Below are 26,303 nucleotides of genomic sequence, written 5' to 3'. Positions count from 1 at the left end.
CGTTACAAAAAAGTGAAGAGTAAACATAACATGAAATCGTAAATAAACATGAAAACAAAATTATTTACTCCTATACTCCTCGTACTGGAGGAGCAGGGCCCCCAGGATTATCATGCCCGCCCCGACCAGTTGCCTTGGAGTGAGGGTTTCGCCGAAGATCAGGTAAGCCAGAACGAGCGCCACCACTGGCTCTATCGTGGCCACTATCGAGGCCCTGCTGGCCTCGACCTCCCTCAACGCGTGGTTGTAGAGGAGGTAGCCTAGGAAGGTTGGAAAAAATGCGAGGGACAGTAGATAGGGCGTGGCCCCGAGTGGTACCCTCGGGTGGACAAAGGGTATCATGAACAGGAACCCGAATCCCAGCGTGTACATGAGCGCCTTCTCCGGCCTGTCCGTGCGCATTGCTATCTTTCCCAGGATTCCGTACAGGGCGTAGGTGAACCCCGAGAGCAGCCCGAGTGCTACTCCAAGAGGTCTGACGTTCCCGTCGAGCTTCGTAACGAAGAGTACGCCTATTATGACCGCTAGCAGGGAGAGCAGCTTGGCGGGGGTTATGTCCTCGCCGAAGAGGATGTAGCCCATTATCGTGGAGTATATGGGAGCCGTGTAGAGGAGCAGGACCGCCAGGGAAACCGAGGAGTACTTGACAGCGTAGAAGTAGAGGGCGTAGAATAAAAAGACGCTGAAGAAGCCGTAGAACGCGTAGAATTTCAGGCGCTCCCTTCCTATGCCCAGTCCGGACGTTAGACCGTTGTAGGCGAGAAGGAGCGCGAAGGCTATCCCCGCTCGGTAGAACACTATGGTGAAGGGGTCGAGGTTAAACCTGTAGAGCAGTTTGGCGAAGATTCCAAGGGTTCCCCACATGCTGGCGGCCAGAAAAACGAAGAGATAGCCCCTCTTCATCGGCTCACCTCAGAATTCGGGACCGAGAGGGAGTCTTCTTTTGTGCTCGCTTCCTTTCACGAGCCCCTCGACGTATTCAACCCGCTCAACGCTTATCCCAAGCTCCTCCGCTATCTTATCCTTCGGCATCTTGAGGTCAACCAGCCGCCAGAGTATCTCGTCCAGCAGGCGGTAGCTTATCCCGAGCTCGTCCTCGTCGGTTTGCCCCTCCCAGAGGCCTGCCGTTGGTTTCTTCTCGATTATCCTCTTCGGAACGCCGAGGAGTTTCGCTACCTCCCAGACCTCCGTTTTGTAGAGGTTTATGAGCGGTGCGTAGTCGCTCGCTCCGTCGCCCCACTTTGTGAAATAACCGGTGAGAAACTCGCTCCTGTTGCTGGTCCCTAGGACGAGGCGGTTGAGCTGGTTGGCGTGGGCGTAGAGGAGGACCATCCTAGTCCTGGCCATTATGTTGCCGAGGCTCTTACGGTCCGGCTCAAAGCCGAGGGAGGAAACGAAGGCGTCAACTATTGACCTGATGTTTATGACCCTGTACTCTATCCCGAGGCTCTCGCAGACGAGCTTGGCGTCCTCAACGTCGCGGTTCTCGTAGTAGGGCATTATCAAGCCCAGAACCTTCTCTTTCCCGAGGGCCTTTGCCGCGAGGTAAGCAACGGTGGCGCTGTCTATTCCACCGCTGATGCCGACTACCGCCCCCATACCTCCCGCCCTCTCTCGGACGAAGGCCTCGAGGGTTTTCACAACATCCCCATAGTTCAGATCCCTCATTTCTTTCCCCCCAGATCGCCCATTATCCTGGAGTAACCTATGAACGCGAGCACTATCCCCACGAGCATCGTGACGAAGGAGACGTAAGCGAGAACAGAGAACGGATGCCTCTCACCCACAGCCCTGACGGTGTAGTCCACGCTCCCGTTCTCTACCTTCAGGGTGGGGAGGGTCTTGAGTTCGAGGGAGTATTCCCCCCTTACCTCCACCGTACCCGTTGTTAGGGATGTGTAGTTGACCACCGCGTAGTTTGAAGTGAGCGTTAGGTTGACGCTCTCGGCGTAGAAGCCGGGCCTGTTGAAATCAACGACGTCGCCAGCGGTGAGGTGACCGCTCTCCTGGAAGGAAGCAGAGCTCCCGTACATTGAAAGGCCCGAAAGGACGAGCGTTAACAGAAGGAGCAGGAAACCGACTTTGAACGTACCGTATGAGAATGCAAGTTTCAGTTCATCTCGCATTGGGCATCCCTTCAGAAATGTAGAAAAGTAGCTTAAAAATGTTGGGGGGAAGGATCAAATCTTCCCCGCGAGGTGGCACTCCACCCAGTGCCCGTGCTCGTACTCGATGAGCTGCGGGTGTTTGGCGTCGCAGAGTCCTTTCTGGAAGTAGATACACCTCGGGTGGAAGCGGCATCCGGGCGGGATGTTGGCCGCGTTGGGAACCTCACCCTTGATGGGGAGCTCCTTGATTATCTCCCTCCTCTCTGGGATGGGCTCCGGAACCGCCGCCAGCAGCGCCCTGGTGTACGGGTGTATCGGGTTGTCAATGACCTCCGTTGCCTTACCCATCTCGACGATCCTTCCGAGGTACATCACGGCTATGTAGTCGGCGAAGTACCTGGCCGTTGAGAGGTCGTGGGTGATGTAGAGGTAGGTAACACCCATCTTCTCCTTGAGGTTCTTCATGAGCTCGAGGACCTCTGCACGGATCGAGACGTCGAGCATCGAGACGGGCTCGTCCGCGACTATGAAGGTCGGGTTGAGCATGAGGGCCCTTGCTATGGCCACACGCTGCCTCTGACCACCGGAGAGCATATGAGGGTGCCTTCCAACGTAGTCCTCTGGGGGTGTTATCCTCACCATCTCGAGGGCCTTGTAGATGAGCTCCTCGCGCTCCGCCCTTGTTTCTCCTATCCCGTGGATGAGGAGGGGCTCTTCGAGGACATCGTATATCCTGAACCTCGGGTTCATTGAGGCGAAGGGGTCCTGGAATATCATCTGGACCTTCCTGCGGTAGGCCTTGATCTCCTCCGTGGTCTTGTGCTCGGTGACGTCCTGTCCCTCGAGGTATATCCTGCCGTCGGTTGGCTCGAGGAGTTTCATGACGAGCTTTCCTGTGGTGGATTTACCACAGCCGCTCTCACCGACGAGGGCGAAGACTTCCTGCTTCTCGATTTCGAAGCTTATTCCGTCAACTGCCTTGACGAACCTCTGGGGCCTGCCCTTTATGACGTCGCCAAGTCCCCTCTTGATAGGGAAGTACTTCTTAAGGTTCTCAACTTTAAGTACCGGCTCACTCATGGCTCATCCCTCACAGCAACCAGCATGCGGCGTAGTGGTCCTTATCAACTTCCTTCAGCTGCGGTATCTGCTCCCTGCACACTTCCATTGCGTAGGGGCACCTCGGGTGGAAGCGGCATCCGGCGGGTGGGCTTATGAGGTTTGGTGGCTGTCCCGGGATGAATTCGAGCTTTTCAACGTCCTCGTGAAGCCTCGGTATGGCGGCGAGGAGTTTCTGGGTGTACGGGTGGGCAGGCTCGTAGTAAATCTTCTTGCTGTCCCCTATCTCCACGAGCTTTCCTGCGTACATGATGGCAACGCGGTCGCTTATCTCGGCGAGGATGCTCAGGTCGTGGGTGATGAATATCATCGAGAGCCCGAGTTCCTTCTTGAGCTTCTTCATGAGGTTGATGATCTGGGCCTGAACGACGACGTCAAGGGCCGTGGTCGGCTCGTCCGCAATGACGACCTCCGGCTCGAGGAGGAGGGCCATGGCTATGACGACACGCTGCTTCATTCCACCGCTGAGCTCGTGGGGGTAGCGGTCAACGATTTCCGGGGGAAGGCCGACGAGCTCGAGGTACTTCTGGGCCCTGTCTATGGCCTCCTCTCTCTCCATTCCCTTGTGGTAGAGGAGGGGCTCTATCATCTGGTAGCCTATGGTGTAGACCGGGTTGAGGGCGTTCATGGCACCCTGGAATATCATGGCTATCTTCTGCCACCTTATCTCCTTCCTGAGCACGTCCTCGGGGAGGCCGACGATTTCCCTTCCGTCCACTTTAACGCTGCCGCCTACGATCTTTCCGGGGGGCGTGGGCATTCCCATAAGGGTAAAACCAAGGGAGGACTTGCCGCATCCGCTCTCTCCGGCAAGTCCGAGCACTTCTCCCTTGTGAAGGTCAAAGCTGATGTTGTCAACGGCCTTGACGACACCCCTCGAGGCGAAGTAGTACATCTTAAGATCCTTAACTTCAAGGACTTTCTTTGCCATGTTCTCACCTCACAGTCTCTTAAGCCTCGGGTTGAGTATCTTATCCAGTGACAGGCCTATGAGGACGAAAGTAAGGCCGACCAGAGCGATTCCGATTCCGGGCGGAATCACCCACCACCAGTAGCCTTTGAGCGTGGCAGCCTGCGTCTGGGCCGCGTTGAGTATCTGTCCCCACGTTACCTGGGTCGGGTCACCGAGACCAAGGAAGCTCAGTGAAGCCTCCGCGATAACGGCTCCCGGAACACCGAGGGCCATGGATGCGAAGGCGTACGGCAGGAGCTGGGGCACGATGTGCTTGAAGATGATCCTTCCGTTGCCGGCTCCAAGTGCCCTCGCCGCCTCAACGTAGACCTGCTCCTTTATCTGGAATGCCATACTCCTGGCAACCCTCGCAACCCCGACCCATCCGAAGAGGACGAGCATTCCCACGATGATCCAGAGGGTTATGTGTCCCTTGAGGCTTGCTCCGAGGAGGATGAGTATCGGAAGGCTCGGGATGGATGAGAATATCTCGTTGATTCTCATCATGAGCTCGTCCACGTTTCCGCCGAGGTACGCGCTCGTGACTCCGTAGATTATTCCAACTAGCGTACTGATGACCGACACGAGGATACCTATTACGAGTGAGACCCTGCTTCCCCATACGAGGCCTGCCCAGAGGTCCCTTCCGAGGTAGTCCGTACCCATGGCTCCGTAGACCCTACCCTGGAAGACTATCTTGAGGTTCTCGAAGTTGATCTGATCCTCAGGGTAGCGCTTCTTGAACGTGAGCTTGAGCGTGTAGGTTCCATGGAGGGGCTCGGGGTTTGAGAGTATATCGTCGGGGTTCATTCCGCTCTCGACCTTCGCGAAGAGCGGGAACACCATGTCCGAGGTGAGAACCTTGTCTATGGGTATGTCCATGTCGCTTATCTCCTGGCCCGTGGTCTCCTTGTAGAGCCACTTGTACACTTCCTTGGATATCTCACCGTCTCCACCGATGTTTATGGTGGTGCTTGAGCTCACGGACTTCCTCGTGACAATAGTGACCTCCTTTCCGTCGGGCCTTACCCACGTAACGTCAACCTTTACGGGCTTTCTCCTGCTCTTCACGGTGGTGTTGAAGCCCGAGACGAGTATGCCCTTCGGCGGGTAGTAGTACTTATCGTCGAAGGTGTAGGTCACCTCGAGGAGCACGGTCTTCTCATCGAGCTGGGTTATCTTCACGTTATCACTGTTGATATCGTACACGCTGTGCTCTGAGAGCTTCTTTGACGTGAACATGTCGAACCACGTGGGAGGCACGGCCTGTGGGTTTCCGAACCATGCCTGCGAGTTCGTCCACTTATCGGGGATGTTCGGCTCGGTTATGTAGGGTGCGAACACCGCCGTCGCGACGAGGAGCAACAGGAGGAATACTCCGAGCATACCGCTCTTCTCTTTTTTATACTCGTAGACGAACTCGACGATGCTCTCTTTAAGGTCTGACCATCTCATTGCGTCTCACCTCACATCTTGGCTGACCTACCGACCTTGACCCTCGGGTCGAGGTAACCGTACGCCATGTCCGCTATTATGACCGAAGCCAGGAAGAGTATTGTGAAGAAGTACGTGAGTCCTATGAGGAGGTTGGTCTCGTTCTGCTGGAGGGCGGTCCAGTAAAGCCTTCCCATTCCCGGCCAGTTGAAAACGCTCTCCGTAATGATGGCACCTCCGAGGGAACCGAGGAGCGAGAATATGGTCATTGTGACTATCGGCGGGGCTGCCGCCCTGAGGGCGTGACCGTAGATGATCTTCCTCTCGGGAACACCCTTGGCCCTCGCCGCCATGATGAAGTCCTCCTGGAGGGTTCCTATCATGATGTTCCTCGTCGTCCAGGCCCATCCACCGAAGGCGACGAAGACGTACGTGAGCACCGGGAGGGCAAGCCTGTAGGCCAAATCTCTAACGTGGGCCATGCCCGTGAGGTTGGGGTCTGGCATTGATGATAGCGGGAAGAGTGAGAGCTTGTATGCGAAGATGAGGAGCATTAGCATTCCGGTCCACCACATGGGCAGACTGTAGGTTAGAAGCGCGAATATTGAGAGTCCCCTGTCGAACACGCTTCCCGCGTCCCTTGCGGCTTTAACACCGAGGAGAAGACCGATGAGGATAACTATCAACGTTCCGGTGGTGAAGAGGAGTATAGTTCTTGGAAGGGCCTGACCGATGATGCTCTTAACGTTGTTGGTTCCGAATATGGGCATACTAGTCTTTCCAAAGTCAAGTTTCAGCGTACGCACGGATTTTGTTATGACCTTCTGCCAGTAGGGCTTGTCGAGCTCGTATCTCTTTCTGAGCTCTGCCTCTTTACCTTTCTTGGCCTGTTCAAAGGCTTCCATACCCTGGGTTTGCTTTATCCTGTTACCTTCCGCCTTCTCCCATTGGAGAAGTTCTTCCAGCATTTTCGCCTGATTGCTTTCCTCGGCTGCTTTGACGAAAAGCGCCGAGATGAGGAAGGTAACGATTATCAACACCACAATGGCGTTTACAATTCTGAATGCGAGGTACCGTCCGTATCCCATTCCCGTCACCTCCGAAGCTAAAGCTGCTTCAACGACCAACTTTGGACATTATCTTTTTCAGCTTTGTAAAACTTGCTTTATATACCTTATTTTAGACGAAGGTCTAAACGCTAAAACTAGTTGAAGATTCTGTTGACGTTAAAACGGTGAAGAACAGTTTGTCAAGGACAAAATTAAACAAGAGAAAGTAGAGGGGAGTTTTCACTCCCTCTTCTTCCTGAGCGCCAGGAGCGGCAGGAGGGCGAAGAGGCCTATGGCAGCCGGACCGCAGACGCCGCCCTGGGCGGTCTCGGTGACGGTGGTGGTCTGGGTTATCGTCTCGGTGTTGGTCTTGGTAACGGTCTCCTTGACGGTCTCGGTGACTGTCACGGTCTTCTCACCGCTGGGCTGCTCGGTGGTCGTGGTGGTCTGGGTGGTCGTGGTCTGGGTCGGGGTCGGGGTCTCGCCGCTGATTGGGGCGGGAACCGGGTTGTTGGCCTCGAGCTGCTTCATGACGGTGACGAGGTCATCCACGTGCTCCTTGGTGAGGAGGTCGAGCCAGTTGACGCCCTCTCCACTGCTGCTGAAGGAGTAGACCTTGTCAATACCGTAAGCGTTCGCGTTGGCCACGAGCTCGCCCATGGCGTAGTAGATCTCCCACGGGAGGCTCGGGTAGAACACGTAGAATCCGGCGGTGATATCGTCGGCAATCGGGTGCTTGTAGGTACCGTAGGCGACGTAACCGTCGTCGGTGAACTCGAAACCGAGGATGTTCTGGAGTGAGGCGGCGGTACCTGAGAGACCCTCATCGTAGTACTTGTCGTCCGGACCGTCCTGGTAAGCCCAGGTGTAGAGGAACGCGATGTAGTACTTGAGGTCGTCTATGCTCATCTTCATGCCGTTGTGCCACTCGGTGAAGTCGCAGGTGACCTTGACCTTAACGGGTGCGGTCTCGCCGGCGTTGGCGGCAACCCAACCCTCTGTCTGGTTGTAGATAACAGCGCTCTCAGGAACGGTGAACTCGCCCTTCTCAAGCTCCCACTTGCACCTGTAGGGCGTGTAGACACCGTCGAAGTTGTTGGTTCCTCCAAAGTCGTGGACAAGGTTCCATATCCTGACGCTGTAAACGTCGCTAAGACCGCCGACCGGCTGGAAGGCGCTCATGAAGAGGGCACCGGTTGAGGCGAACTGGGCGATCTTAAGGGTCTTGTCCGGGGTCTCGGCGCTCATAACGCTCCAGCGCTGGCCGATACCGACGTTCGGGTCTGAGAGTATCTTGCTTATCCTCTGCTTGTTAGCCGGGTAGAACTCCCACTGCTCGACGATGAAGACCCTGGCGCTCTCCATGATACCGATACCCATTGAAATCTTCTGGAGGTCCCAGTACTGATCGGCGTTGTCGAGAGTGTAGGTCTTGCCGTTGATCTCGACGTTGAAGAGCGTGAGGAGCTGGGTGAGTTCCTCCTCGGTCCACTGGAGCATGTCGCCGAGGTCGGAAGCGCTCTTGTAGTAGGTCGCTCCTATGGCCTGGAGTCCGGCGTCGGCATCGCCATCGCCGACCTCCTCGAGGAAGTCCTGAACGGTAACGGTGTTCTTGTGCTTGGGCTCGACGGCACCTGGGACGTAGCCGTACCAGGCGGCGTAGAACCAGGCGGTGTAGTCGTCAATCCAGACGCTCGGGAGACCGCTGGTACCCCAACCACCGGTGTAGATGTTCCACTTGTAGTTGCTCGGCGGCTCGGCGAAGACGACACCACCTGCCTTCTGCCTGTCCCAGAGGAGCTCGTTAACCTTGAATCCGGCCTTCTGGAGCTGCTTTGAGACGTAGAGACCAATGTCCTTCCTCTCGTCCTCTATACGGATGATGAAGTTGATCTCGATAGGCTTGCCGTCGAAGGTCCAGTAGCCGCCCTCGAGCTTAAGCTCGTGACCGTACTGGGCGACCTTGTCCTTGGCGGCCTCCATGGCCTCGGTAATCATCTCAATACCGAGCTGTTCGTCACCCTCGGGGGTGAGGCCAAGGGCGTCGTAGACGGGCTCGAAGTACTTGTCAGCCGGGTGAGAGGGCCTTATACAGCCGAGCATTGGGGCACCGCTACCCTGGTAGATGTTCTGGACGATGTACTCCCTGTTGACGAGCCAGTTCATGGCGAACCTGACTTCTCTAATGGCGAAGGGGTTGAAGTAAACCTGGTCACCAACGGTGACGATGGGAGCGTCCTTATCAGGGTCGTGGTAGGTGTTAAACGAGAGCTCGTTGTATGAGCTGGCGCTCTTGAAGAGGTTGAGGTTGCTGGTTATGTCCTCGCCGAGACCGCTGTAGGTTCCGGCGGAGAAGGCGAACATACCCATGTCGAACTCGCCCTTGGCGATCTGGAGAATAACGTTCTCCTGACCCTGGACACCCTGGTACTCAATAACGTCAGCATAACCGTCGTGCGGAAGGGTATCGGTGAAGACGTTCCTCTCCCCGTTGAACTTGACGAGCTTGAGGTAGAGGTTCTCTGGAACATACTTGTCAAGAATGTACGGACCATTGCTTATCACGAGGTGGCCACGCTCGTTTGCCCAGGCAATGTCGGCCTCATACCTGGCCTTGGCGTCATCTGCAGTGGCTGCGGCCACTGGTCTTAGCATAGGGGCAGCGAAAATGCTAAACAGCATCAAAGCCGCTACCAACACACTTATTGTCCTTCTCATTTTCCGTATCCCCCGTTTTGCTATTTTTTATCAACAATGCCGTGTTTAGGGTATAATGGCATATCATTATACACTGAATGCCCTATTTAAGACTTACGTTCTTTTTCATGTCTGTAAAAGTTGTGCCACCATTCGCCGCCCCTCTGGCGAAATGGAACCTCTTAACGGAATTTTCCCGTTTTTGCTATAAGTTATTGGCTTGGTGGGGTAGTAGGAAGGTGGAGTGTTCCCCATAATAAAATATTGGCATGTAAAACTCCGTAGAAACCTCTTAAAACCTTGTGGGACCTGTTTGGACTTCAAAATAAAGCTTAAAAACAGACCCTCCCAACTCGGTGTGGGCGCTCGTGTTTGAAATGGTACTCTACGGTAAGGTCGCCTTTAGGGGAAGAATACTCACTGGAAGCATCGGGGTTGAGAAGGGGAGGATAGCCAGAATCGCCCTCGGGGAACTGAAGGGGGAGGAGACGCTGAGGTTGCCCCGCGGGCAGGTTCTTCTACCGGGTCTCGTGGACGTTCACGTCCACCTCAGGGACTTCGAGCAGGCGAACAAGGAAACCATCGAAAGCGGCACGAAGGCGGCCCTTCACGGAGGAATAACGGTAGTTTTTGACATGCCCAACACGAAGCCGCCCGTAATGGACGCGCGGACTTTCCGGATGAGGGAACTGCTCTTCAGAGGGAAATCGTACGCGGACTACGCCATTGGCTTTCTCGTGAGCAGGAACTGCGGGGAGGCGAAGAGCGTTAACGCCGACTTCTACAAAGTTTTCATGGGGGCCTCAACGGGGGGCATATTTTCGGAGGACTTCGAGGGTGATTACTCCTGCGCCCCGGGCGTTGTTAGCGTTCACGCTGAGGACGCGGAGATCATCGGCAAAAATCCCCAGCGGCCGCCTGAGGCCGAAATCAGGGCTATAGAAAAGGCATTAAACGCGGCAGAAAAACTGAGGAAGCCCCTCAACATATGCCACGTATCAACCGCCGGTGGGATAAGGGCAGTACTTGAGAAAGCTCTCCCGTGGGTGAGCTTCGAGGTTACCCCTCACCACCTCTTCCTGACCAAGGAAGACTTCGAGAAGAACCCGCTGCTCAAGGTCTATCCGCCCTTGAGGGGGGAAAGAGATAGAAGGGCCCTCTGGGAAAACCTCTCCCGAATTCCAATAATAGCGAGCGACCACGCGCCCCACACGCTCGAGGACAAGGGAGCGGGAGCCGCTGGAATTCCGGGGCTGGAGACGGAGGTTGCCCTTCTTTTGGATGCCGTAAACAGGGGGCTCATGAGCCTCCACGACATAGTCGAGAAGATGCACTCGAACCCGATTCGGATATTCAATATAATGAATAAGGGGTTTGACGTCGGGAGGGACGCGGATTTCACGGTCGTTGACCTAAGGAGGGAGTGGGTGGTGAAACCTGAGGAGTTCTACACCAAGGCCAAATGGAGTCCCTGGGAGGGACGGAAGCTGAGAGGGAAGGTCGTTAAGACGTTCATCCGTGGGGAGCTCCTTATGGAGGAGGATGATATCTTTGGAAAACCCGCTGGAAGGAGGGTGGAAGTTGCTGCGAAGGGTTGAACTTTTGGAAACGTGGGAAGTGGCGAAGGACGTTAAAGCCTTCAGGTTCGATGAAAAGTTAGAGTTCAGGGCGGGGCAGTTCATAATGGCGTGGCTTCCCGGTGTGGGTGAAAAGCCGTTCAGCCTCGCGTGGGAAGACTTCATAGTCGTCAAGCGCGTCGGGTCATTCACCACAAAGCTGTTCGAGCTCGGGGAGGGTGATTACCTCTGGATTAGGGGGCCCTACGGGAGGGGCTTTGACCCGAGGGGAGAAAGGCTGGCCCTCGTTGGCGGCGGCATAGGGATTCCTCCGCTATATGCGTTCGCGAGGCAGAATAAAGGAAAGTTTGAGCATCTCACGCTTATCTACGGCGCCCGTTCGAGGGAGGAGCTCGCGCTGATGGACGTTGAGAACTACGTGGACGAGGTTGTAATAACCACGGACGACGGCTCTGCGGGGAGGGAGGGCTTTCCAACGGAAGTACTCGCCGAGGAAAAGGGGAAGTTCGACCAGGTCTACGCCTGCGGGCCGGAGGCAATGCTCAAGGCCGTGCTGAAGGTTATGGACTACAAAAACGTCCAAATCTCGGCTGAGAGGTACATGAAGTGTGGTATAGGCGTCTGCGGCTCCTGCAACCTTGGAAAGTACCTCGTGTGTAGGGACGGGCCTGTCTTTGATGGGGAACTCTTGAGGGGAACCCTCTGACCGACCCCTTTTTAAACCCTTTTTCTCAGCCATCTTTAGGTGAGAGCCCGTGAAGAAAATGAGCTGGGAGGAGTTCGCGAGGAGTATGGGGGTCGAGCCCCGTATCCTTGAGAACAAAGAGGCGAGACTTTTAAAGGAGTTCGTGATGGATTTGAAGTTCCCCACCCACTGTCAGGGCTGTCAGGGCCTTGATTTGAGCAATCCCAACCCCGTCCACCACCCGAGCTACGAGCTCACACCTGCGTGCAACCACGACTGCATATTCTGCTACTCGAACGTAGCGGTGAAACTCGGAAAGGCGCCGAAACCGGGCTATTACGGCTGGGAAAGGCCCTATGCCATAACCGTCTCCCAGTACGGGGAGCCCCTCATGAGCAGGAGGATAGTTGAGGTCAACAGGATGCTCCGCGAGCGCTTCCCGGATGCGAGGCTCGACCTCCAGACCAACGGCTCCCTCCTGACGGAGGAGCTTTGGGCGAAGCTCGACTTCGACCTCGTCATGATAAGCCTCGACGCGGCGAGCAGGGAAAGGCACCTAAAGATCACCAACGCCAACACCTTTGAAAACGTTGTGAACGCCCTCAAAATCGTTGGGGAAGACAAGTCAGTCCGCTCTGTCGTGAGGACGATCTTCATGCCCGGCATAAACGATGAGGACATACCGAGGATAGCGGAGCTTGCCGCTTCCCTCGGTGTTGATGAGATGATGCTTCAACCTCTCACCATCCACGAACTGAACGTTGAGCGGTTGAAGAAAGCGGGCCTTGACTTTGAGAGGGCCGAAAGTGTCGCGGAGTTCCTCAAGGCGGCCATGGAGGCCAAAAAATTCATTGATGTGCGCATAAGCGGCTGCCAGCTCGCCATCTACAGGACTATGGATGCCATAACCCTCTTCGGCGCGAGGAGGGTTGCGCGCGATGTGGTGCCCATAGTGAAGAGGGAGCGGGAGGGCCTGTGAGCCGCTCCTTTCCCTCTCGGCGTCGTTGGCACTAAACTATTCCACGGTACGGAGGGGAAAAGTTTTATTGTGTTCCCTCCCATACATACCGCGGTGGGGGCATGATAGGGGCTATCTTATCCCTTTGTCTCCTCCTCGCGTTTGTTTCCATCAACGTTGCGATGCTGTTCCTCGGCTTCTTTAGGAAAGGAACATCTGCATTTCTGAGAAACATCGGTGGTATGAAGGTCCCTGAAAACGAGAAGAAAGAATGGGAAAAGCTTTACACCCTTGCATGGCTCACCGTTGGTCTCTGGGCCCTCTGGGAACTGAGGGGGCAAACCCTCCTGGGAGTGATGTTTAGCTTTCTTGCCTTCAGGAGCGGGGCGAACGTTGGAAGGTTGATGGTCTATCACCACCACGATGCCAGGCTCATTGAGAGGACTGGAGGCGGCCGATTGCTCGGAATGCTCTCGAAGGTTGTGAAGCTTCTTCTCCTCCTAGAGGGAAGTTTCCTGGCGGCCTTCGCCCTATCGTACAAGGTCCTTTCCGTGCCTCTCAGGGGCGGCGGGACCGTTGGGGGATTCCTCCTCGCGCTCTGGGTTGGAGGGTTTATCTTCGGCCTCATCTTCGGCGTGCTTATCTCAAGGAACAACCGTGGCGTTCTCCTTAGGGACAACGTGCTCACCCTCGCCTTCTTCACGGTGAGGGACGCCTCAACCCCGCGAGGATTGAGGGACACCTTTTTAAACCACTCCCCGGAGGGTTGGTCATGCTTAAGTGTTCACTCTGCATCCACGACGAGAGGACGGCGAAGATAGACATCGTTGATGGGAAGCCCCTATGCAGGGAGTGCAGGGACTTCCTAGCCCATCCGCCCGACAGGGAGAGGATTAGGAGAGAACTTGATGAGCTTATGAAGGACGTTGATAAAGCTATTCTCGCATTCTCCGGCGGGAAGGACAGCGTCGTTGCCCTCTACCTGGCCAAAGAAGTTTACAGGGTGCCGGAGCTTGAGGCGGTGATGGTTGACCACGGCTTCATGGCGGAGGAGGCCATAGCGAACGCCGAGAGGATAGCCTCTTCCCTCGGGGTTCCCTTCACCGTTCTCCGCCACGACTATTCGGATATCTTCAGGGAGGCCCTCTCCAAGGGCGATTCCCCGTGCAGGGCCTGCTCGAGGAGGACGATGGGCATCCTGAAGGCCCACGCCAAAAGGAGGGGCTACCGCTACATCATAACCGGCCATGAGCTCCCCTTCGGGCACAGGGCTTACAGGGTCATGAGCGGAGGGATAGTCCAGATAAGGCTTTTAACCCTCATGAGCGAGGAGGAGCGCTTTGAGATTTTGAAGAAGCTTCCCTTCGAGTTTCCCGAGCTGCCCGGCTACACCACGAACTGCCTCGTCCTCGGGCCCGCTCTCGAGCTTTACTGGAAGAAGAGGGGCTACGGCTTTGAGCACCGCAGGCTGGCCGCCCTCGTGAGGTACGGGCTCATGGATAGGGAGAGGGCCGAGCGCGAAGCTTCCCCTCCCCGGGTTCCCGAGGAGCAGCGGGAACTCGTCCTCAAAAGGCTCAGGATATGGCCGAAAGAGAATGGGTGAACTAATAGAACACCTCCATGAACCTCTTTTCCATTTCTCTGTTTATCAGCACGAAGGCAAAGGCAAAAAATGCCAGGGCGAACCCTATTGGGAGGACGAGCCACCAGGCCCCGCTGTAGAGCTGGTTCTCGTTTATCACCATGGCCAGCATCGTGCCCCAGTTAAAACCCGGTGCGGCCGAGAAGAACCCGAGGAGCGATATAAGGGCAACTATTTTCGGGATTAGGAGGGAAAGCTGATAGATTGAGTAGGGCAGAACGACACGGGAGATGTGGTGCTTGAGAATCCACCACGTGCTGCCCCCCACGGCCCGGGCGGACTTAACGTAGTCCTTTGAAAGCTCAACGTCAACTATGGCCTTGACGTTTCTGGAGACCTTCCCCATGAGGGCCAGCGCTATGGCCGTGGAGAACCAGAATGTGGACATCTCGAGCCTCCCACCAACTGAAACTTCGCCCATAACCGGTACGAGGGCTATCATGAGGGGCACCACGGGGAGGAGGGCGGAGAACTTTGCGAGGCTGTCACCAAGCCATCCCAGCTTGCCGGTCATTGAGCTAACGAGCCCGAAGAGGGAACCAAGGAAAACCGCTATTGTCCCGGTCAAAAGGACCATCCAAACGGTCTCCCTGAGTCCCCAAAGGAAGCCCGACCATATGTTCCTCCCCATCACGTCTGTACCCATGAGCCCATAGGTCCTTCCCAGAACCTTGACCCCAACCTCCCCGGAGGCGTTTACGGTGATTCTATACCTCCCTTTCTCGGGAGCAACCTTATCGCCCTCTTTTACAAAAAATACGGGGAGGAGGGAGTCTCCGAAGAGGATGTCGGTCTCGGTGGTGTTAAGCCCCTTGTCTTTGGCTATCTCCATCAGCCTTACGACCTGCCGGCTTATCAGAATCTTTTTCATTGGGTAGCCTTTGTAGAGCGTGTACCTCTTACCTGAGGGCGTTTCAATGGTTATGGAGACTCTTTTTGAGTCTGAGTTGTTGATGAAGATAACCATGTCCTTTGGCGCCCGGGAGTAGTGGAAGTCGTACTCAAAGGTTCTGCCATCTTTGGTCTTCAATTTCTCTCCCCTGGGAAGGCCCTTATTGAAGAATGAAACCCATTCGGGAGGGGCCAGCTTCGGATTGTCAAGCCAGTACTCCTTTGAATCCCAGTTCTCTATGTCCCTCTCATCAACAAGATGGGGAGTAACCAGCGCCCCAATCAGGTACAGTGCGATTATCGCTCCCGCAACGGTGAGTCGGTTAACCATCCTCACTCCCTCCCGACCCTGGGGTCGAGTCTTATGTAAAGACTCTCCATGATAACCGCGTTCACAAAGTAGAGGAGCATCATGAGTATTGAGATGAAATATATTCCGCCCGCATAATAAACGAAATTCACACCGCTTACGTCCTTGAGCACCCTAAAGGACCACCACAGAAGCTTGCCAATGCCGTTCACATCGAATATAACCTCAACGACGAGGACGCTTGTGAGTATCTCGAGGAAGTTGTACGTTGTGTACGTTAAAAAGCTTGGAAGGGCCGTCCTCAGGAGCTTCCTCATTATCCTCCTGTCCGGTAGGCCCCTTGCCCTGTCGTAGAGCACGTGCTCGCTCTGGCTCTCGTACCTGACGAGGTTGCGGACGTTGAAAGCGTACTCCCATATCATGGCCACTACAAGGGTTAAAACGGGGAGCAGAAGACCAACGAGGTATGCACGGGGTACGCTACCTCCTTCGAGCCGTACGTCCATTATGTACCTCTCAAAGTCCAGGGGAAGAAAAGAGGACTTCCATGCGAAAAAGAACAGGAAAAGGATCGCTATGAACCATGAGGGTATGGCGGAAAAAATCGGAGCAAGGCCGGAGACAGCCCTATCAAGAAGCCCTCCGTTGTAGCCTGCCCTGAGGCCCAGGTAGAGGCCTGCGGTGAGGATAAAGAGCTCCGTTAGAGCCAGGATTATCAAACTTTTAACGATGAACATGTAGCCGGGCTGGGCATGTCCCCACTCGTCCCCGAGATGTTCGACGATGTCCCCCACCTCTTCAAAAAGCCTCTTCATGTTTTGTCTGAAATCGTCAATCCCCAGCTCCTTTTTGGTGAGGTACTCGGCGTATTCCCTGGAGTCATCCTAAGCTCGGAGGCCTGCCTTAGATGGTCGAGGGAGCTGAGAACTATGCGGTAGTTCCTGTCAAAAACATCGGAGTTGTTGTAAAAGGTCGTTTTTTCATACCCCTTGACTACAACCGCACCAAAAATCAGAACCGCTATTACAAAAATGAGGATGTTCTTGATGAGCACCTTGGCGTATAAATGCCACCTTCTGGCCATCCCACCACCGTACTTTTACATTGGAGTAAATCTTTAAAAAGTTTTAGGGTTAATCGTAAGCCGATGATGCACCCCAATAGTTAGAATGCCCGGACGGGTGGAGGGAATTTAGGGGCCGTGGAAGTACTCAATGTTTCTTAAAAAGCTTCAAAAAAAGAACAGATAGAACAGAACGTCACGAACCCCCTATTCTCCCCTTCAAAACATCAACCGCGACCTTAATAACCTCCTCGGGGGGAACATTAAAGCCCCCTCCCTTGGCGAGGTTGTCGCTTCCGCCTCCACCGCCTCCCGTCTTTGAGAGCATTTCCTTCAGGACTTCCCTCATCGAGAGCCCCTCAAGTTCCTCGTTCTTAGCGAGGAGCACGTAGTTCTCCCCGGTCAGAACGGCCACCGTGCCGGGGTTGTTCTCCACGAGATGGATTGCGAACGCCTGGGCATCCTTCATCGAGGCGCTCTCCAGATGGGTTACCACCCTGACGCCCCCAACCTCCTCGGCATCTCTAATAAGGTTCCGTTCCTTCCACTCCCACAGCTCTAAACGGAGGGCCTTCTTCTCCTCCTCAAGCGCCTCCATCTCTCCCTTCAGCTCCCTCACCCTCTCCACGAGGGGCCTGTTTTTGTTGGGCATCTCGTCTAAACTCTCCCAGTAGTCCCTGAGGAGCTTTTCGAGGGCTATCAATGCTCTATAACCCGTGGCAAACTCTATGCGCCAGAGCTTGCTGCTCTTCCTGTAGAAGTTGAGCACCTTTATGAGGCCAATCTCACCGGTTCTTCTCACGTGGGTGCCTCCGCAGGGGGTTGCATCCACACCGGGAATTTTCACTATCCTTATCTTGCTCCTCACGTTGGGGACGTGCTTCCTGAGTATCCCTGCCAGCTCCTCGGGGAGGTACTCGTACTCCTCGACCTCAACGGGCAGGTTGTTCCACACAACCTCGTTGGCCTCGAGCTCCGCCCCGAGTATGTGCTCCCACCTGAGCTCGCCCTCGAAGTTAATCTCTATCTTGCAGTAGTCCTCAAAAATCTGGAAGCCGGTCGTATCGCTCCCGTACATCTCCTTTAGAACCGCGGAGAGGATGTGCTGCCCCGTGTGGGCCCTCATGTTCTCGTAGCGCCACGCCCAGTCGAGCTCCATCATCACCTCCTCGCCCTCCTCGGGAGCCCTTCCCTTGAGCCTGCCCACGTGCCATACCTCGTCCTTTCCCTCCACGCGCTCCACCTCGATGTGGAAGCCCTCGCCGTATATGGTGCCTCTGTCGGAGGGTTGGCCCCCTCCTTCTGGATAGAATATCGTCCTGTCGAGCTTGACGCGCACCCTGTCCTCATTAACTTCAATCTTCTCAACCCTCGCGCTCTCCTCCTTGAGGTACGGGTCCTCGTAGAACAGCTTTACCGTCATAACACCACCGTCCAAGATGTGGGATGAAAATTAAATAAACCTGCCGGGCCTCACTTCCTTCTGCCCTCGCGTCCGTACTCGCCTGCCAGCTCAATTAGAAGGGTGCTTAGGTCTCTGTTGAACTTCTCCTGCATCTCTGTGAGCTTTTCAAGCGCTATCGAGAGTCCGCTGAGACCCTTTATGTCGTGGACCATCTCCCTCTGCTCCTTTGACATGTTCTCGAGAACTTTGCTTATCTCTACTATCTCGTTGATGTCCCTGCCCAGTATCTCCGTCCCCTCCTTTATCCGGTCCATAACGTCGAGAACGTCCCTCAACGATTCGAGCTCTCCCATGACCCGGGAGTTGAAGTCCTTTATCTCGTTCGTAAGGTTCATGGTCTGTACCGCCATTTTCCTTATCTCCTCCGCGACCACGGCAAAGCCCCTTCCCTGCTCCCCGGCCCTCGCCGCCTCTATGGATGCGTTCAAAGCAACGAGGTTTGTCTGCTTTGCCACCTTCCCTATGGAGTCGCTTATTCCGGAGATATACTCGAGGTTCTGCACGAGCTTGTTGAACTCCTTGGCAAACTCCTCAAACCTCTGGAAAAAGGGAAGGAACTCCTGCCTGAACATCTCCAGCTCCTCTATTATGCGGGAGAGCTTTTCGATGTTCTCAAGGATTACCGCGTTGCTCTCGATGAACCTGCCGCTTATCTGCTCCGCCAGCCCCTCGATTATCCTGGACGTCTCCTTGTTCGCAGCCTGTATCCTAACGGCGTTCGATAGGACCTCCGAAGCGCTGACTATGCTCCTTATCTCCATGCGGCTCACCTCATGGAGTCGAGCCCGCAGCTCAGGCCATCTAGGAAGTCAAAGAACTTTTTCACGTGCTGTTTTGGGATTATGGCCCCGTGCTGGGGCAGTATTGCCTCGATGTCGAGGTCTCTCACCCTCCTTAGCCACAGCTTCAGTGCCTTGTTGGTGGGCATGAGACGCTCGTGGATTGGCTTCATGGCCTGGATGTGCCTGCTCATGTTGTCAACAACTAAGTAGGGCTCGTCCAGGAGCGCGATTCCTATGTCGCCTGTGAAGAGGAACTTGCTCCTCCTGTCGTAAACGGTGAAGTGGCCGGGGCTGTGGAGGAAGTGCGCTGGTATGAACTCCAGCGTCGTGGAGCCGAAGTTGAGAACCTCTCCCTCGTCCTCCAGGGGGTGGGCAACGCTCTCAACGTCCTCAAACCCGAAGTGGGGCAGGAATCTGACCCAGAGCCAGCTTATGATAAGCTTGGCGTTCGTTATCTCCCTCCATAGGGGGATGCTCCCGGCAACGTCCGGATCCTGGTGGCACATGTATATGTACTGAATGTTCCTTGGGTCTATGTATTTGGATATGTTTGAAAGCACCCGCGGAAATATCTTGTATCCTCCCGGATCGAGGAGAATCCCTTTGTTCCGGTTCACTATCAAATAGGCGTTCACGTCCACGTCCCCGTAGCCCCTTGCGCTCGCCCCGGAGGCGGTTCCGAGGTAGACCACCATGTGGTCGCCGTCCCTGTAGAGGACGTGGTCTCTGGTGGGGTCAAGGTCAGGATTGAGGTTGTACTCTCCCATACTATCCCCTCCCCGCTCGCTATTCCCTAGAACTCCTCCGTTTTTTGTTATCTACTCCAAAATATTTAAGCGTTCGCCTACATAGCTACCTACACAACCTCCCGGGCTGGGAGGCATTGGGAGTATATAAAAAACCTTAAGAGTGCCCCGGCGTACCCTTAAGGGAGCTATGATGATTGATGGGCGAACTGAATGGTGAAGAAGGAAAGGTGATCGCTGAGCTCCGCCCTCACTTGTTCATCATGAGCCTTATTCTCTCCGCTGCATCCTTCGCCTTGTCCGAGATGTTGCTCAGCGTTCTGGCCACGTTGAGCAGGTAGAAGCCCGTGCTCCAGTGGATGTCCTCCATTGACAGCACTGCCCTCATGATGTCGGTGTCTATTCCATCTATCTTGCTCTCGACGCTCTCTATCTCCTTGATTATTTCGTACTCCTTCTCTATCTCCGCCTCACTGAAGCCGCTCTCGAGAACCCTGTCGAGCTGCACTATGGCGTCGTAAACGAGTTTGGCCGCTTTAATGCTCTCCTTGGCCATCTTCAGTATCTGGCCCTTGAGCTCGGGCGGGAGCTCCCCGGGTTCCTTGACGAGGAGCCACTTGGCGGTGTCCTCGGCGGCATCGGCCACCTTGTCCTGCATGTGGAGGTACACTATTATGTCGCCCCTGTTGACCGGCATGAAGAGCTTTGAACTCAGGCTGTTCCTTATCTCCTCCTTTATCCTGTCGGCTATGTCCTCGAGGCGGTCAACCTCTATCGCCTTCTTCCTCATCTCCTCGAAGTTGCCCTCGTCCCACAGCTGAACTGCCTTCTCCAGCTCCTCCACAGTCTGGAGCACAACTTCAGCGTGCTTTATGAGGGGCTTGAAGGGGCTCTTCGCAAAGAGCTTTGTCCACACCTGCATGCTATCACCCCATCATCATAAGCGCCTTGAATATCAGCCCGGAAATCACCGCGGCCACGGGCACGGTAACGAACCACGAGATAACTATATCCCTAACGATGTCCTTGTTTATGGCCTTTACTCCCCTGGCGAGGCCCACTCCAATGACCGCTCCCACGACGGTGTGAGTTGTTGAGATTGGAAGCCCGAGCCAGCTGGCTATAAGAACCACGGTGGCCGCTGAAAAATCTATTGAGAAGCCCCTAGTGTTGGTGAGCTCCGTTATCCTCTTACCGACGGTCTCCATAACCCTGTACCCGTAGGTGGCAACGCCTATCGCTATTCCAAGGCCACCCATGGCGAGTATCCACCTCGGCACGGGCACCTTCATTCCGGCCATGCCCATGGTGGCCACGGCATAGACGGCAGCAACAGGCCCTATCGCGTTGGCAACATCGTTTGCACCGTGCGCTAAAGCCACGTAGCCGGAGGTGATGACCTGAACCTTTTTGAACACGCTCTCAACGCCTATGTACGGGTCGTTGCTCGGGAAGCGAACCTTCAGGATGAGGTACATTATGATGAACACGATTACGCCGAGGGGAATGCCGTAGTTCGTTATGGCCACCCTCAAGTCCTTCCCGTGGAGCACCTTGATGTAGAACATGGCCCCTATGATTACGAAGGCCAGACCTATCCACACGGGTGAGAACCTGCGGGCTGCCTTCACGGGGTCTTTAGCCTGGAGCGTGCTCCTGGCGAGGGCTTTAAACACCACAAATGCCACTATCGCCCCAACTATGGGTGAGAGAATCCAGCTGAGAACTACTTGAGTCATCTTGCCCCAGTTGACTATGGCGGCTCCGGCGTAGACCATACCGTACCCCGCTATGCCGCCTATGATGGAGTGGGTCGTCGAGACGGGAAGGCCGAACTTCGTCGCTATAATGAGCCATAGCGTCGCCGCAAGGAGTGCCGCGATGGAGCCGTAAACGAGCACGTTTGGGTCGGTTATCATCGTTGGGTCGAGTATTCCCTTTCTCACCGTTTCTGTAACGCTCTTTCCGAAGAAATAAGCTCCGGTGAACTCAAGCACTCCGGCTATGACCACGGCCTGCTTCGGCGTTATTGCCCCTGCGCCAACCGCGGTGCTCATCGAGTTGGCGGCGTCGTTTGCACCTATTGCCCACGCCATGAACAGTCCCACAACCACGGTAATCAGGAACCAAGGGTCGCCAAATACCTCTATCATTTCCATCCCCACTCGGGTGGACATGTGTACAATATAAATACCTTTCCGCAGTAGAATATATTGGGGCAATAGTAACAAATAGACTATATAGAGAACCCTTATAAATGGAAAGTGTTTTAAGGGCTTTAAGTTAACCAACTCCAGGTGGTGCTGGTGAATCTGAATAACAAGATAATGCTCATGATGTACGGTATGGGTGCCCTTGCGGGGGTTCTCAGCGGACTCACCGGAGACAACGCCCCCCTTGGGGCTCTCATTGGGCTCACGGTTTTCATACTCTCACCGAAGATAATAACGAGGGTTACGGAGCTTCCCGACGACATGCAGGAGGAGGCGATAATCCTGAGAAAGAGCGTATGGGGGTTCCTCCTCTTCTGGTTCTACTTCTGGGTGCTGACCTACAACCTCCTTGTGCACTTCGAGCCGGTGTTCTACTCCCCGGAGAAGTCCCTCTACTACAACCTGACTCACGCCATGGGGTGAAAGAATGGAGGAGATGAAAAAACTCGTCGCGAGAGAGGCCCTCAAGTTCGTGGAGGACGACATGGTCGTTGGCCTCGGCACGGGCTCTACAACCGCCCACTTCATAAGGCTCCTTGGAAAGCTCGTTATGGAGGAGGAGCTTGAGGTCTACGGTCTCCCCACCTCGTACCAGGCGAGACTCCTTGCCCTCGAGAGCGGCATCCCCGTTGTTGGTCTCGACGAGGTGGATGCGATAGACATAGCCGTTGACGGAGCGGACGAGGTTGACCCCGCGATGAACCTCATAAAGGGTCGCGGGGCAGCGCTGACCATGGAGAAGATAATAGACTACCGCGCCGGCCAGTTCATAGTCCTCGTTGACGAGAGCAAGCTCGTGGAGAGACTTGGCCAGAAGATGCCTGTTCCTATAGAGGTCATTCCCGCGGCATGGCGCGCCATCGCGGAGGAGATAGAGGTCTTCAACGCGACAGCAGAGCTCAGGATGGGAGTCCACAAGGACGGGCCGGTGGTAACCGATAACGGGAACTTCATACTCGATGCCCGCTTTGAGCACATCGAAGACCCGCTGGACCTGGAGATGGAGCTCAACAACATCCCCGGAGTCGTTGAGAACGGAATCTTCGCGGACATAGCCGACGTAGTCCTCGTGGGCACTCCAGAGGGCGTAAAGAGGATGGAGAGGTAAAGCTTTTATAGTTGGTTCATTATCTTTGGAACAAGAGGTGAGAACATGGCGAAGGAAAAGACGTCACTTCCCCCGACCGGAGCGGGACTCATGAGGTTCTTCGACGAGGACACCCCGGGAATAAAGGTCAGCCCGAGGGGCGCGATAGCCATCGTGCTCATATTCATAGCGCTGGAGATTCTGCTCCACGCCTTTGGAACCCAGATCTTCGGCTGATTTGCCTTTCTTACACTTAATTAAATTTAAAGGGAAGGTTAAGTTACGACCTTCTCAAGCTCATCCAGCTCAATTGCCCTCTTTATCTCAAGCGCCACCCTCCTCCCGGTGCTCATGGGCATCCTCCAGAGGGAGTTTCCGTAGGGGTGGCCCATCGCCATGTGGATGTTGGTTCCCCCTCCCGTTCTCGGGGCAACGTCGTAGATGTAGAAGTTGAGGTCCTTGTCAACGGCCGTCTGGAGGGTGAACGGCCCTATCACGCCGGGCGAATAGTACTTTTTGGCCGCCTCGACATAGCGCTCTGCCATGTCGAAGACCTTTTCCAAAAGCGACTCGCGGAGCGTTGATGAAGCGTGCCCCGTAACGGTGTACTCCGGCTCGAACTGGTGCTCGGGAAGGGTGAGCTGCTGGCTCGCTGGAAGCCTCACGTGACCGTCAAGGCTCGTCTCAAAGCGCCAGTCTATCCCTAGGAGCTCGATATCCTCATCGAGCGGCGAGTAGAAGAAGTCAAAGTTGAAGACAGGGCCGATTATGTAGCGCTCTATCCTGGCCTTCGCGAGGTCTTCCTCAGTGATGACGCCGAGCTTGATCAGCTTCTCCGCCTTCTCCCTGAACTCCTTGTAGGAGGCAGCGGTGAAGAAGCCCCTCTCAAGCCTCTTCTTCGCGTGCGGGAGCTTGACTATAACCAAACCGACGTCATCAATCTCCTCGGGTTTGACCTCCTCGGGATAGGGGAGGCCGGCCTTGTCCAGGAGCCAGTAGTAGCTCTTTTCCTCGCTCCTCTCTTCGCTCCGGAGTAAATTGCGGCTCCCGAAGAGGGGGACCTTAAACTTGTTCTCCACCCCCTCAATGCCCGTGTATACGACGAACGACCTGTTCGGAACGAAGATCACGTTCCTCTTAATCAACTCTTCCTGGACGTCTACGATGTGGGCAAACTTCTCTAAGACCAGAACCTCGTCAATGAAGCCCTTCGTGAGGCCGTCCTTCGTCTTCCTGGCTTTGAAATACTCGGTGTAAGTCCTGTGCCTCCCCCTCTGGGCAACGACCAGAACCGGCAGGCCCTCTTCCTTGGCACCGTCCGCTATGTCCAGAGCGGAGTGGCTCCCGATTACTCCAATGGTTATCCTTTCCGGGTCGTACCTCTCAAGGATTCCCAAAACCTCGTCCCTGCTTATCATAACAACCACCTCAGCACAAACCTGGCTCAAACTCCTTTCCAAAATCCCGCATGATGCGGATCCTCTTCTCGACGCTCTCCTTCGTTCCAACGTCAGCCCTGTAGAAGACCTCTCCCCTCACGCCATTTATCCCCGCGGAGGCAATCCTCTCAGCCTCTTCAAGGGTCCCGGCGATGCCTACGACGGCCAGCGCCCTCGAACCGAGCATTGTGAAGTTCTCGTCCATGGAGGCGTAGTAGAGCCTCGCACCGGCGTCCCTAACCGCTCCCTCGTCAACCTCGACCTTCACGCCCCTGAGGGGATTCGTCGGGTAACCTCTGGGCGCGAGGTACTTGACGACGGTCGCCTTGTTCTCAAACTCCGCTCTTTTGAGGTTCCCGTCAGCTATCCCCTCAGCGATCTCAGTGAGCGGCGTCTTCAAAAGCGGGAGAACGTTCATGGCCTCTGGATCGCCGAAGCGGGCGTTGTACTCGATTATAACTGGCCCCTCCTTCGAGAGCATGAACTGGCCGTATAGGATGCCCTTGTAGGGCGTTCCCTCCTTTCTCATGGCCTCGACGGTGGCCTTGAGCGTCTCGAGGGCCCTCTCGTAGTCTTCCCTCGTGACGAAGGGGAGCAGTCCGTTTGAGCAGGAGTAGGAACCCATACCGCCGGTTATCGGGCCTCTATCGTCCTCGTAGGCGTGGGGATAATCCTGGGCAAGGGGCATCGGGATGACCCTCTCCCCGTCGCTGAAGACTTGGAATGTGAACTCCACGCCGTCGGTTCTCTCCTCGATGAGGACTTTTTCGTCCCTCCTGATCAGCTCCTCGGCGTAGGCCTTGGCTTCCTCGTTGTCCCTCAGCTGGTAGCCTACAACTTTAACGCCCTTGCCGCCGGTTAAGCCGAGGGGTTTGACCACTACCGGCTTTCCAAAGTCATCTATCCACGAGCGCATCTCGGATGGATCGTTGAAAACGCGGAATACCTTTCTCCCCGGGATTTTATGGCGCTCCATGAATGCCCTAGCGAAGGCCTTGTCGGTCTCGAGCCTTGCCGCTTCTTTTGAAGGGCCAACAGTCGGAATCCCGTTCTCCTCGAGGACGTTCACTATCCCCTTCTCCAAAGGGGCCTCCGGCCCGATGAAGGCCATATCCACGCCCCACTTGAGCGCTAATTCGAGAACTCTCCCAACGTCCGTTTCCTTCGCCAAGCCGTAGTCCCTGGCGAGTCCCGTGAGACCGGGGTTTTTGTGTTTGCTGACGACGTAGACCTCTGAACCGCTCTTTACGAGGGCCTCTCCAATCGCGTGCTCCCTTCCACCACCACCGACGAGCAGGATCCTCATGAGTTTCACCATTTATTTGTTAAAATTAAATGTTTTTAAGCTTTGTTTTAACATAAACTTTTCAAAAATTTAAACGGCCGTTCTGAGGAAGAACCTACATAGCAGGGTTTATTAGGGATGCAGACATAATTACAATAAAGTAGGTGATGGTCATGGGGCTGGAACAGCTTCGGAATCTCCCACCTTCAGGCGTTGGTGTGATAATCTCGAGGGGCTGTGAAGCGAATGGGGATATCCTCGGCCTGAAATTGATGGCGCAGGTGCTCAAGGAGGGCAAAAAGGTTTTTCTCACGCTGTATGAACCCTTCCTGACGTTCAAGACCAACATTGAGAAGTTCGGAGTTTGCCTCGATGATGTTCTCGGTAAAACCCTATTCATACTCGACGTTTTCGGCAGCTTCAAGAGGATAGAGCGTGAAGTGGATGGCATAACCCAGATCGGTGGCTACATTGACGACGGCGTCTTCGTCGAGCGCTTTGACGAAGTGGGCGAGGATATGCTCAAGAGGGTTGATCCGGGCGAGGAGGTCTGGCTGTTTGCCTACATGAGTTCGGGGGCATGCAAGCTCTTCTCAAACCCCCTCAAGACCTACCGACTGGTGTGGTCGGAGGTTCACGAGAAGATGGAGACCACCAGAAATGCCCGAATCGTCGTTGTCTACAACAGTGAGGAGTGCCCCGACATCGAGGAGGTTTTGCATCTGTATGCGGACGTTGTGGTGGAGGTCTTCTTTGAGAGAGGGAGCAGGAAGGTTCTCGTGACGAAGGGGGGTGTGTGAG

27 protein-coding genes are annotated in these 26,303 nt (G+C 55.2%); 9 read left to right on the top strand and 18 right to left on the bottom strand.

Features of this window, described 5'->3' with window-relative positions; all coding sequences use genetic code 11:
• Window positions 1-60: 60 nt before the first annotated feature.
• The 8 genes from PFER_RS06635 to PFER_RS06600 all read right to left on the bottom strand — a co-directional run bounded on the left by PFER_RS06635 (window position 61) and on the right by PFER_RS06600 (window position 9,344).
• On the bottom strand, window positions 61-903 hold the full coding sequence (locus tag PFER_RS06635; protein ID WP_048150150.1) for a DMT family transporter: 843 nt from the start codon (window positions 901-903) through the stop codon (window positions 61-63).
• A 9-nt stretch (window positions 904-912) separates the two neighbouring features.
• The gene (locus PFER_RS06630) at window positions 913-1,668 is read right to left on the bottom strand and encodes an NAD+ synthase (RefSeq protein WP_048150148.1); all 756 of its coding nucleotides are present in this window, start codon (window positions 1,666-1,668) and stop codon (window positions 913-915) included.
• Entirely contained in the window at window positions 1,665-2,126 is a 462-nt protein-coding gene (locus PFER_RS06625; protein ID WP_048150146.1) for a hypothetical protein, read from the bottom strand. Before PFER_RS06625 ends, PFER_RS06630 begins: the two co-directional genes overlap by 4 nt.
• 54 nt (window positions 2,127-2,180) lie before the next feature.
• Complete coding sequence (locus tag PFER_RS06620; RefSeq protein WP_048150144.1) at window positions 2,181-3,188, bottom strand: ABC transporter ATP-binding protein; 1,008 nt, start codon at window positions 3,186-3,188, stop codon at window positions 2,181-2,183.
• Between the two features lie 10 nt (window positions 3,189-3,198).
• On the bottom strand, window positions 3,199-4,158 hold the full coding sequence (locus PFER_RS06615; protein WP_048150142.1) for an ABC transporter ATP-binding protein: 960 nt from the start codon (window positions 4,156-4,158) through the stop codon (window positions 3,199-3,201).
• Between the two features lie 9 nt (window positions 4,159-4,167).
• Window positions 4,168-5,634: an ABC transporter permease gene (locus PFER_RS06610; RefSeq protein WP_048150139.1), complete on the bottom strand. Its 1,467-nt coding sequence runs from the start codon at window positions 5,632-5,634 to the stop codon at window positions 4,168-4,170.
• 11 nt (window positions 5,635-5,645) lie between these two features.
• Complete coding sequence (locus tag PFER_RS06605) at window positions 5,646-6,701, bottom strand: ABC transporter permease (RefSeq protein WP_048150138.1); 1,056 nt, start codon at window positions 6,699-6,701, stop codon at window positions 5,646-5,648.
• Window positions 6,702-6,902: 201 nt separating this feature from the next.
• Window positions 6,903-9,344 carry an ABC transporter substrate-binding protein gene (locus PFER_RS06600; RefSeq protein ID WP_048150324.1) on the bottom strand — a complete coding sequence of 814 codons (2,442 nt, stop codon included), beginning with the start codon at window positions 9,342-9,344 and terminating at the stop codon, window positions 6,903-6,905.
• Between the two features lie 383 nt (window positions 9,345-9,727).
• Between PFER_RS06600 and PFER_RS06595 the strand changes: the two genes are divergently transcribed.
• The 5 genes from PFER_RS06595 (at window position 9,728) to PFER_RS06575 (ending at window position 14,182) form a co-directional block, all read left to right on the top strand.
• Window positions 9,728-10,957 (top strand): dihydroorotase, encoded by a 1,230-nt coding sequence (locus PFER_RS06595; protein ID WP_048150136.1) that lies wholly within the window; start codon window positions 9,728-9,730, stop codon window positions 10,955-10,957.
• Window positions 10,941-11,642 (top strand): dihydroorotate dehydrogenase electron transfer subunit, encoded by a 702-nt coding sequence (locus tag PFER_RS06590; RefSeq protein WP_048150134.1) that lies wholly within the window; start codon window positions 10,941-10,943, stop codon window positions 11,640-11,642. Before PFER_RS06595 ends, PFER_RS06590 begins: the two co-directional genes overlap by 17 nt.
• Before the next feature lie 58 nt (window positions 11,643-11,700).
• Window positions 11,701-12,600 (top strand): radical SAM protein, encoded by a 900-nt coding sequence (locus PFER_RS06585; RefSeq protein ID WP_048150322.1) that lies wholly within the window; start codon window positions 11,701-11,703, stop codon window positions 12,598-12,600.
• 101 nt (window positions 12,601-12,701) lie between these two features.
• The gene (locus PFER_RS06580; RefSeq protein ID WP_052696193.1) at window positions 12,702-13,400 is read left to right on the top strand and encodes a hypothetical protein; all 699 of its coding nucleotides are present in this window, start codon (window positions 12,702-12,704) and stop codon (window positions 13,398-13,400) included.
• A complete protein-coding gene (locus tag PFER_RS06575; RefSeq protein ID WP_048150132.1) occupies window positions 13,352-14,182 on the top strand; it encodes an ATP-binding protein in 831 nt (276 codons plus the stop codon). The genes PFER_RS06580 and PFER_RS06575 overlap by 49 nt, the downstream gene beginning before the upstream one ends.
• A 1-nt stretch (window position 14,183) precedes the next feature.
• Here the strand turns inward: PFER_RS06575 and PFER_RS06570 are convergent, their stop codons facing one another.
• The 8 genes from PFER_RS06570 to PFER_RS06535 all read right to left on the bottom strand — a co-directional run bounded on the left by PFER_RS06570 (window position 14,184) and on the right by PFER_RS06535 (window position 21,637).
• Window positions 14,184-15,443 carry an ABC transporter permease subunit gene (locus tag PFER_RS06570; RefSeq protein WP_245612473.1) on the bottom strand — a complete coding sequence of 420 codons (1,260 nt, stop codon included), beginning with the start codon at window positions 15,441-15,443 and terminating at the stop codon, window positions 14,184-14,186.
• 2 nt (window positions 15,444-15,445) lie between these two features.
• Window positions 15,446-16,237 carry an ABC transporter permease subunit gene (locus tag PFER_RS06565; protein WP_052696192.1) on the bottom strand — a complete coding sequence of 264 codons (792 nt, stop codon included), beginning with the start codon at window positions 16,235-16,237 and terminating at the stop codon, window positions 15,446-15,448.
• Window positions 16,234-16,506 (bottom strand): hypothetical protein, encoded by a 273-nt coding sequence (locus PFER_RS06560; RefSeq protein WP_048150129.1) that lies wholly within the window; start codon window positions 16,504-16,506, stop codon window positions 16,234-16,236. The genes PFER_RS06565 and PFER_RS06560 overlap by 4 nt, the downstream gene beginning before the upstream one ends.
• Window positions 16,507-16,681: 175 nt before the next feature.
• A complete protein-coding gene (locus PFER_RS06555) occupies window positions 16,682-17,908 on the bottom strand; it encodes an alanyl-tRNA editing protein (protein WP_048150128.1) in 1,227 nt (408 codons plus the stop codon).
• 50 nt (window positions 17,909-17,958) lie between these two features.
• Complete coding sequence (locus PFER_RS06550) at window positions 17,959-18,711, bottom strand: methyl-accepting chemotaxis protein (protein WP_048150125.1); 753 nt, start codon at window positions 18,709-18,711, stop codon at window positions 17,959-17,961.
• A gap of 5 nt (window positions 18,712-18,716) precedes the next feature.
• Window positions 18,717-19,499, bottom strand: coding sequence for an oxygen-binding di-iron domain-containing protein (locus tag PFER_RS06545; protein WP_048150123.1), 783 nt, complete (start codon window positions 19,497-19,499; stop codon window positions 18,717-18,719).
• Between the two features lie 229 nt (window positions 19,500-19,728).
• The gene (locus PFER_RS06540; RefSeq protein WP_048150121.1) at window positions 19,729-20,400 is read right to left on the bottom strand and encodes a TIGR00153 family protein; all 672 of its coding nucleotides are present in this window, start codon (window positions 20,398-20,400) and stop codon (window positions 19,729-19,731) included.
• A gap of 4 nt (window positions 20,401-20,404) precedes the next feature.
• Window positions 20,405-21,637 (bottom strand): inorganic phosphate transporter, encoded by a 1,233-nt coding sequence (locus PFER_RS06535; RefSeq protein ID WP_245612483.1) that lies wholly within the window; start codon window positions 21,635-21,637, stop codon window positions 20,405-20,407.
• Between the two features lie 138 nt (window positions 21,638-21,775).
• Between PFER_RS06535 and PFER_RS06530 the strand changes: the two genes are divergently transcribed.
• Genes PFER_RS06530 through PFER_RS06520 form a run of 3 tightly spaced genes read left to right on the top strand, consistent with a single transcriptional unit; the run spans window position 21,776 to window position 23,015 of the window.
• Window positions 21,776-22,114 carry a hypothetical protein gene (locus PFER_RS06530; RefSeq protein ID WP_245612471.1) on the top strand — a complete coding sequence of 113 codons (339 nt, stop codon included), beginning with the start codon at window positions 21,776-21,778 and terminating at the stop codon, window positions 22,112-22,114.
• A gap of 4 nt (window positions 22,115-22,118) precedes the next feature.
• Window positions 22,119-22,799, top strand: a complete 681-nt coding sequence (gene rpiA / locus PFER_RS06525) for a ribose-5-phosphate isomerase RpiA (RefSeq protein WP_048150112.1) — start codon at window positions 22,119-22,121, stop codon at window positions 22,797-22,799.
• Between the two features lie 45 nt (window positions 22,800-22,844).
• Window positions 22,845-23,015: a preprotein translocase subunit Sec61beta gene (locus tag PFER_RS06520; RefSeq protein ID WP_048150110.1), complete on the top strand. Its 171-nt coding sequence runs from the start codon at window positions 22,845-22,847 to the stop codon at window positions 23,013-23,015.
• A 38-nt stretch (window positions 23,016-23,053) separates the two neighbouring features.
• Here PFER_RS06520 and PFER_RS06515 read toward each other — a convergent pair whose 3' ends face one another.
• Together PFER_RS06515 and purD are read right to left on the bottom strand one after the other, a co-directional pair.
• The gene (locus tag PFER_RS06515; RefSeq protein ID WP_048150107.1) at window positions 23,054-24,196 is read right to left on the bottom strand and encodes a formate--phosphoribosylaminoimidazolecarboxamide ligase family protein; all 1,143 of its coding nucleotides are present in this window, start codon (window positions 24,194-24,196) and stop codon (window positions 23,054-23,056) included.
• A 10-nt stretch (window positions 24,197-24,206) separates the two neighbouring features.
• Window positions 24,207-25,523 carry a phosphoribosylamine--glycine ligase gene (purD, locus tag PFER_RS06510; protein ID WP_048150103.1) on the bottom strand — a complete coding sequence of 439 codons (1,317 nt, stop codon included), beginning with the start codon at window positions 25,521-25,523 and terminating at the stop codon, window positions 24,207-24,209.
• A 146-nt stretch (window positions 25,524-25,669) separates the two neighbouring features.
• On the opposite strand from purD, the gene PFER_RS06505 reads away from it, so the two are divergent.
• Window positions 25,670-26,302 (top strand): hypothetical protein, encoded by a 633-nt coding sequence (locus tag PFER_RS06505; RefSeq protein ID WP_048150101.1) that lies wholly within the window; start codon window positions 25,670-25,672, stop codon window positions 26,300-26,302.
• Window position 26,303: the final 1 nt, after the last annotated feature.

It is taken from the genome of Palaeococcus ferrophilus DSM 13482 (genome assembly GCF_000966265.1).
Taxonomy (GTDB): domain Archaea; phylum Methanobacteriota_B; class Thermococci; order Thermococcales; family Thermococcaceae; genus Palaeococcus; species Palaeococcus ferrophilus.
This window is presented reverse-complemented; position numbering and strand designations above follow the sequence as displayed.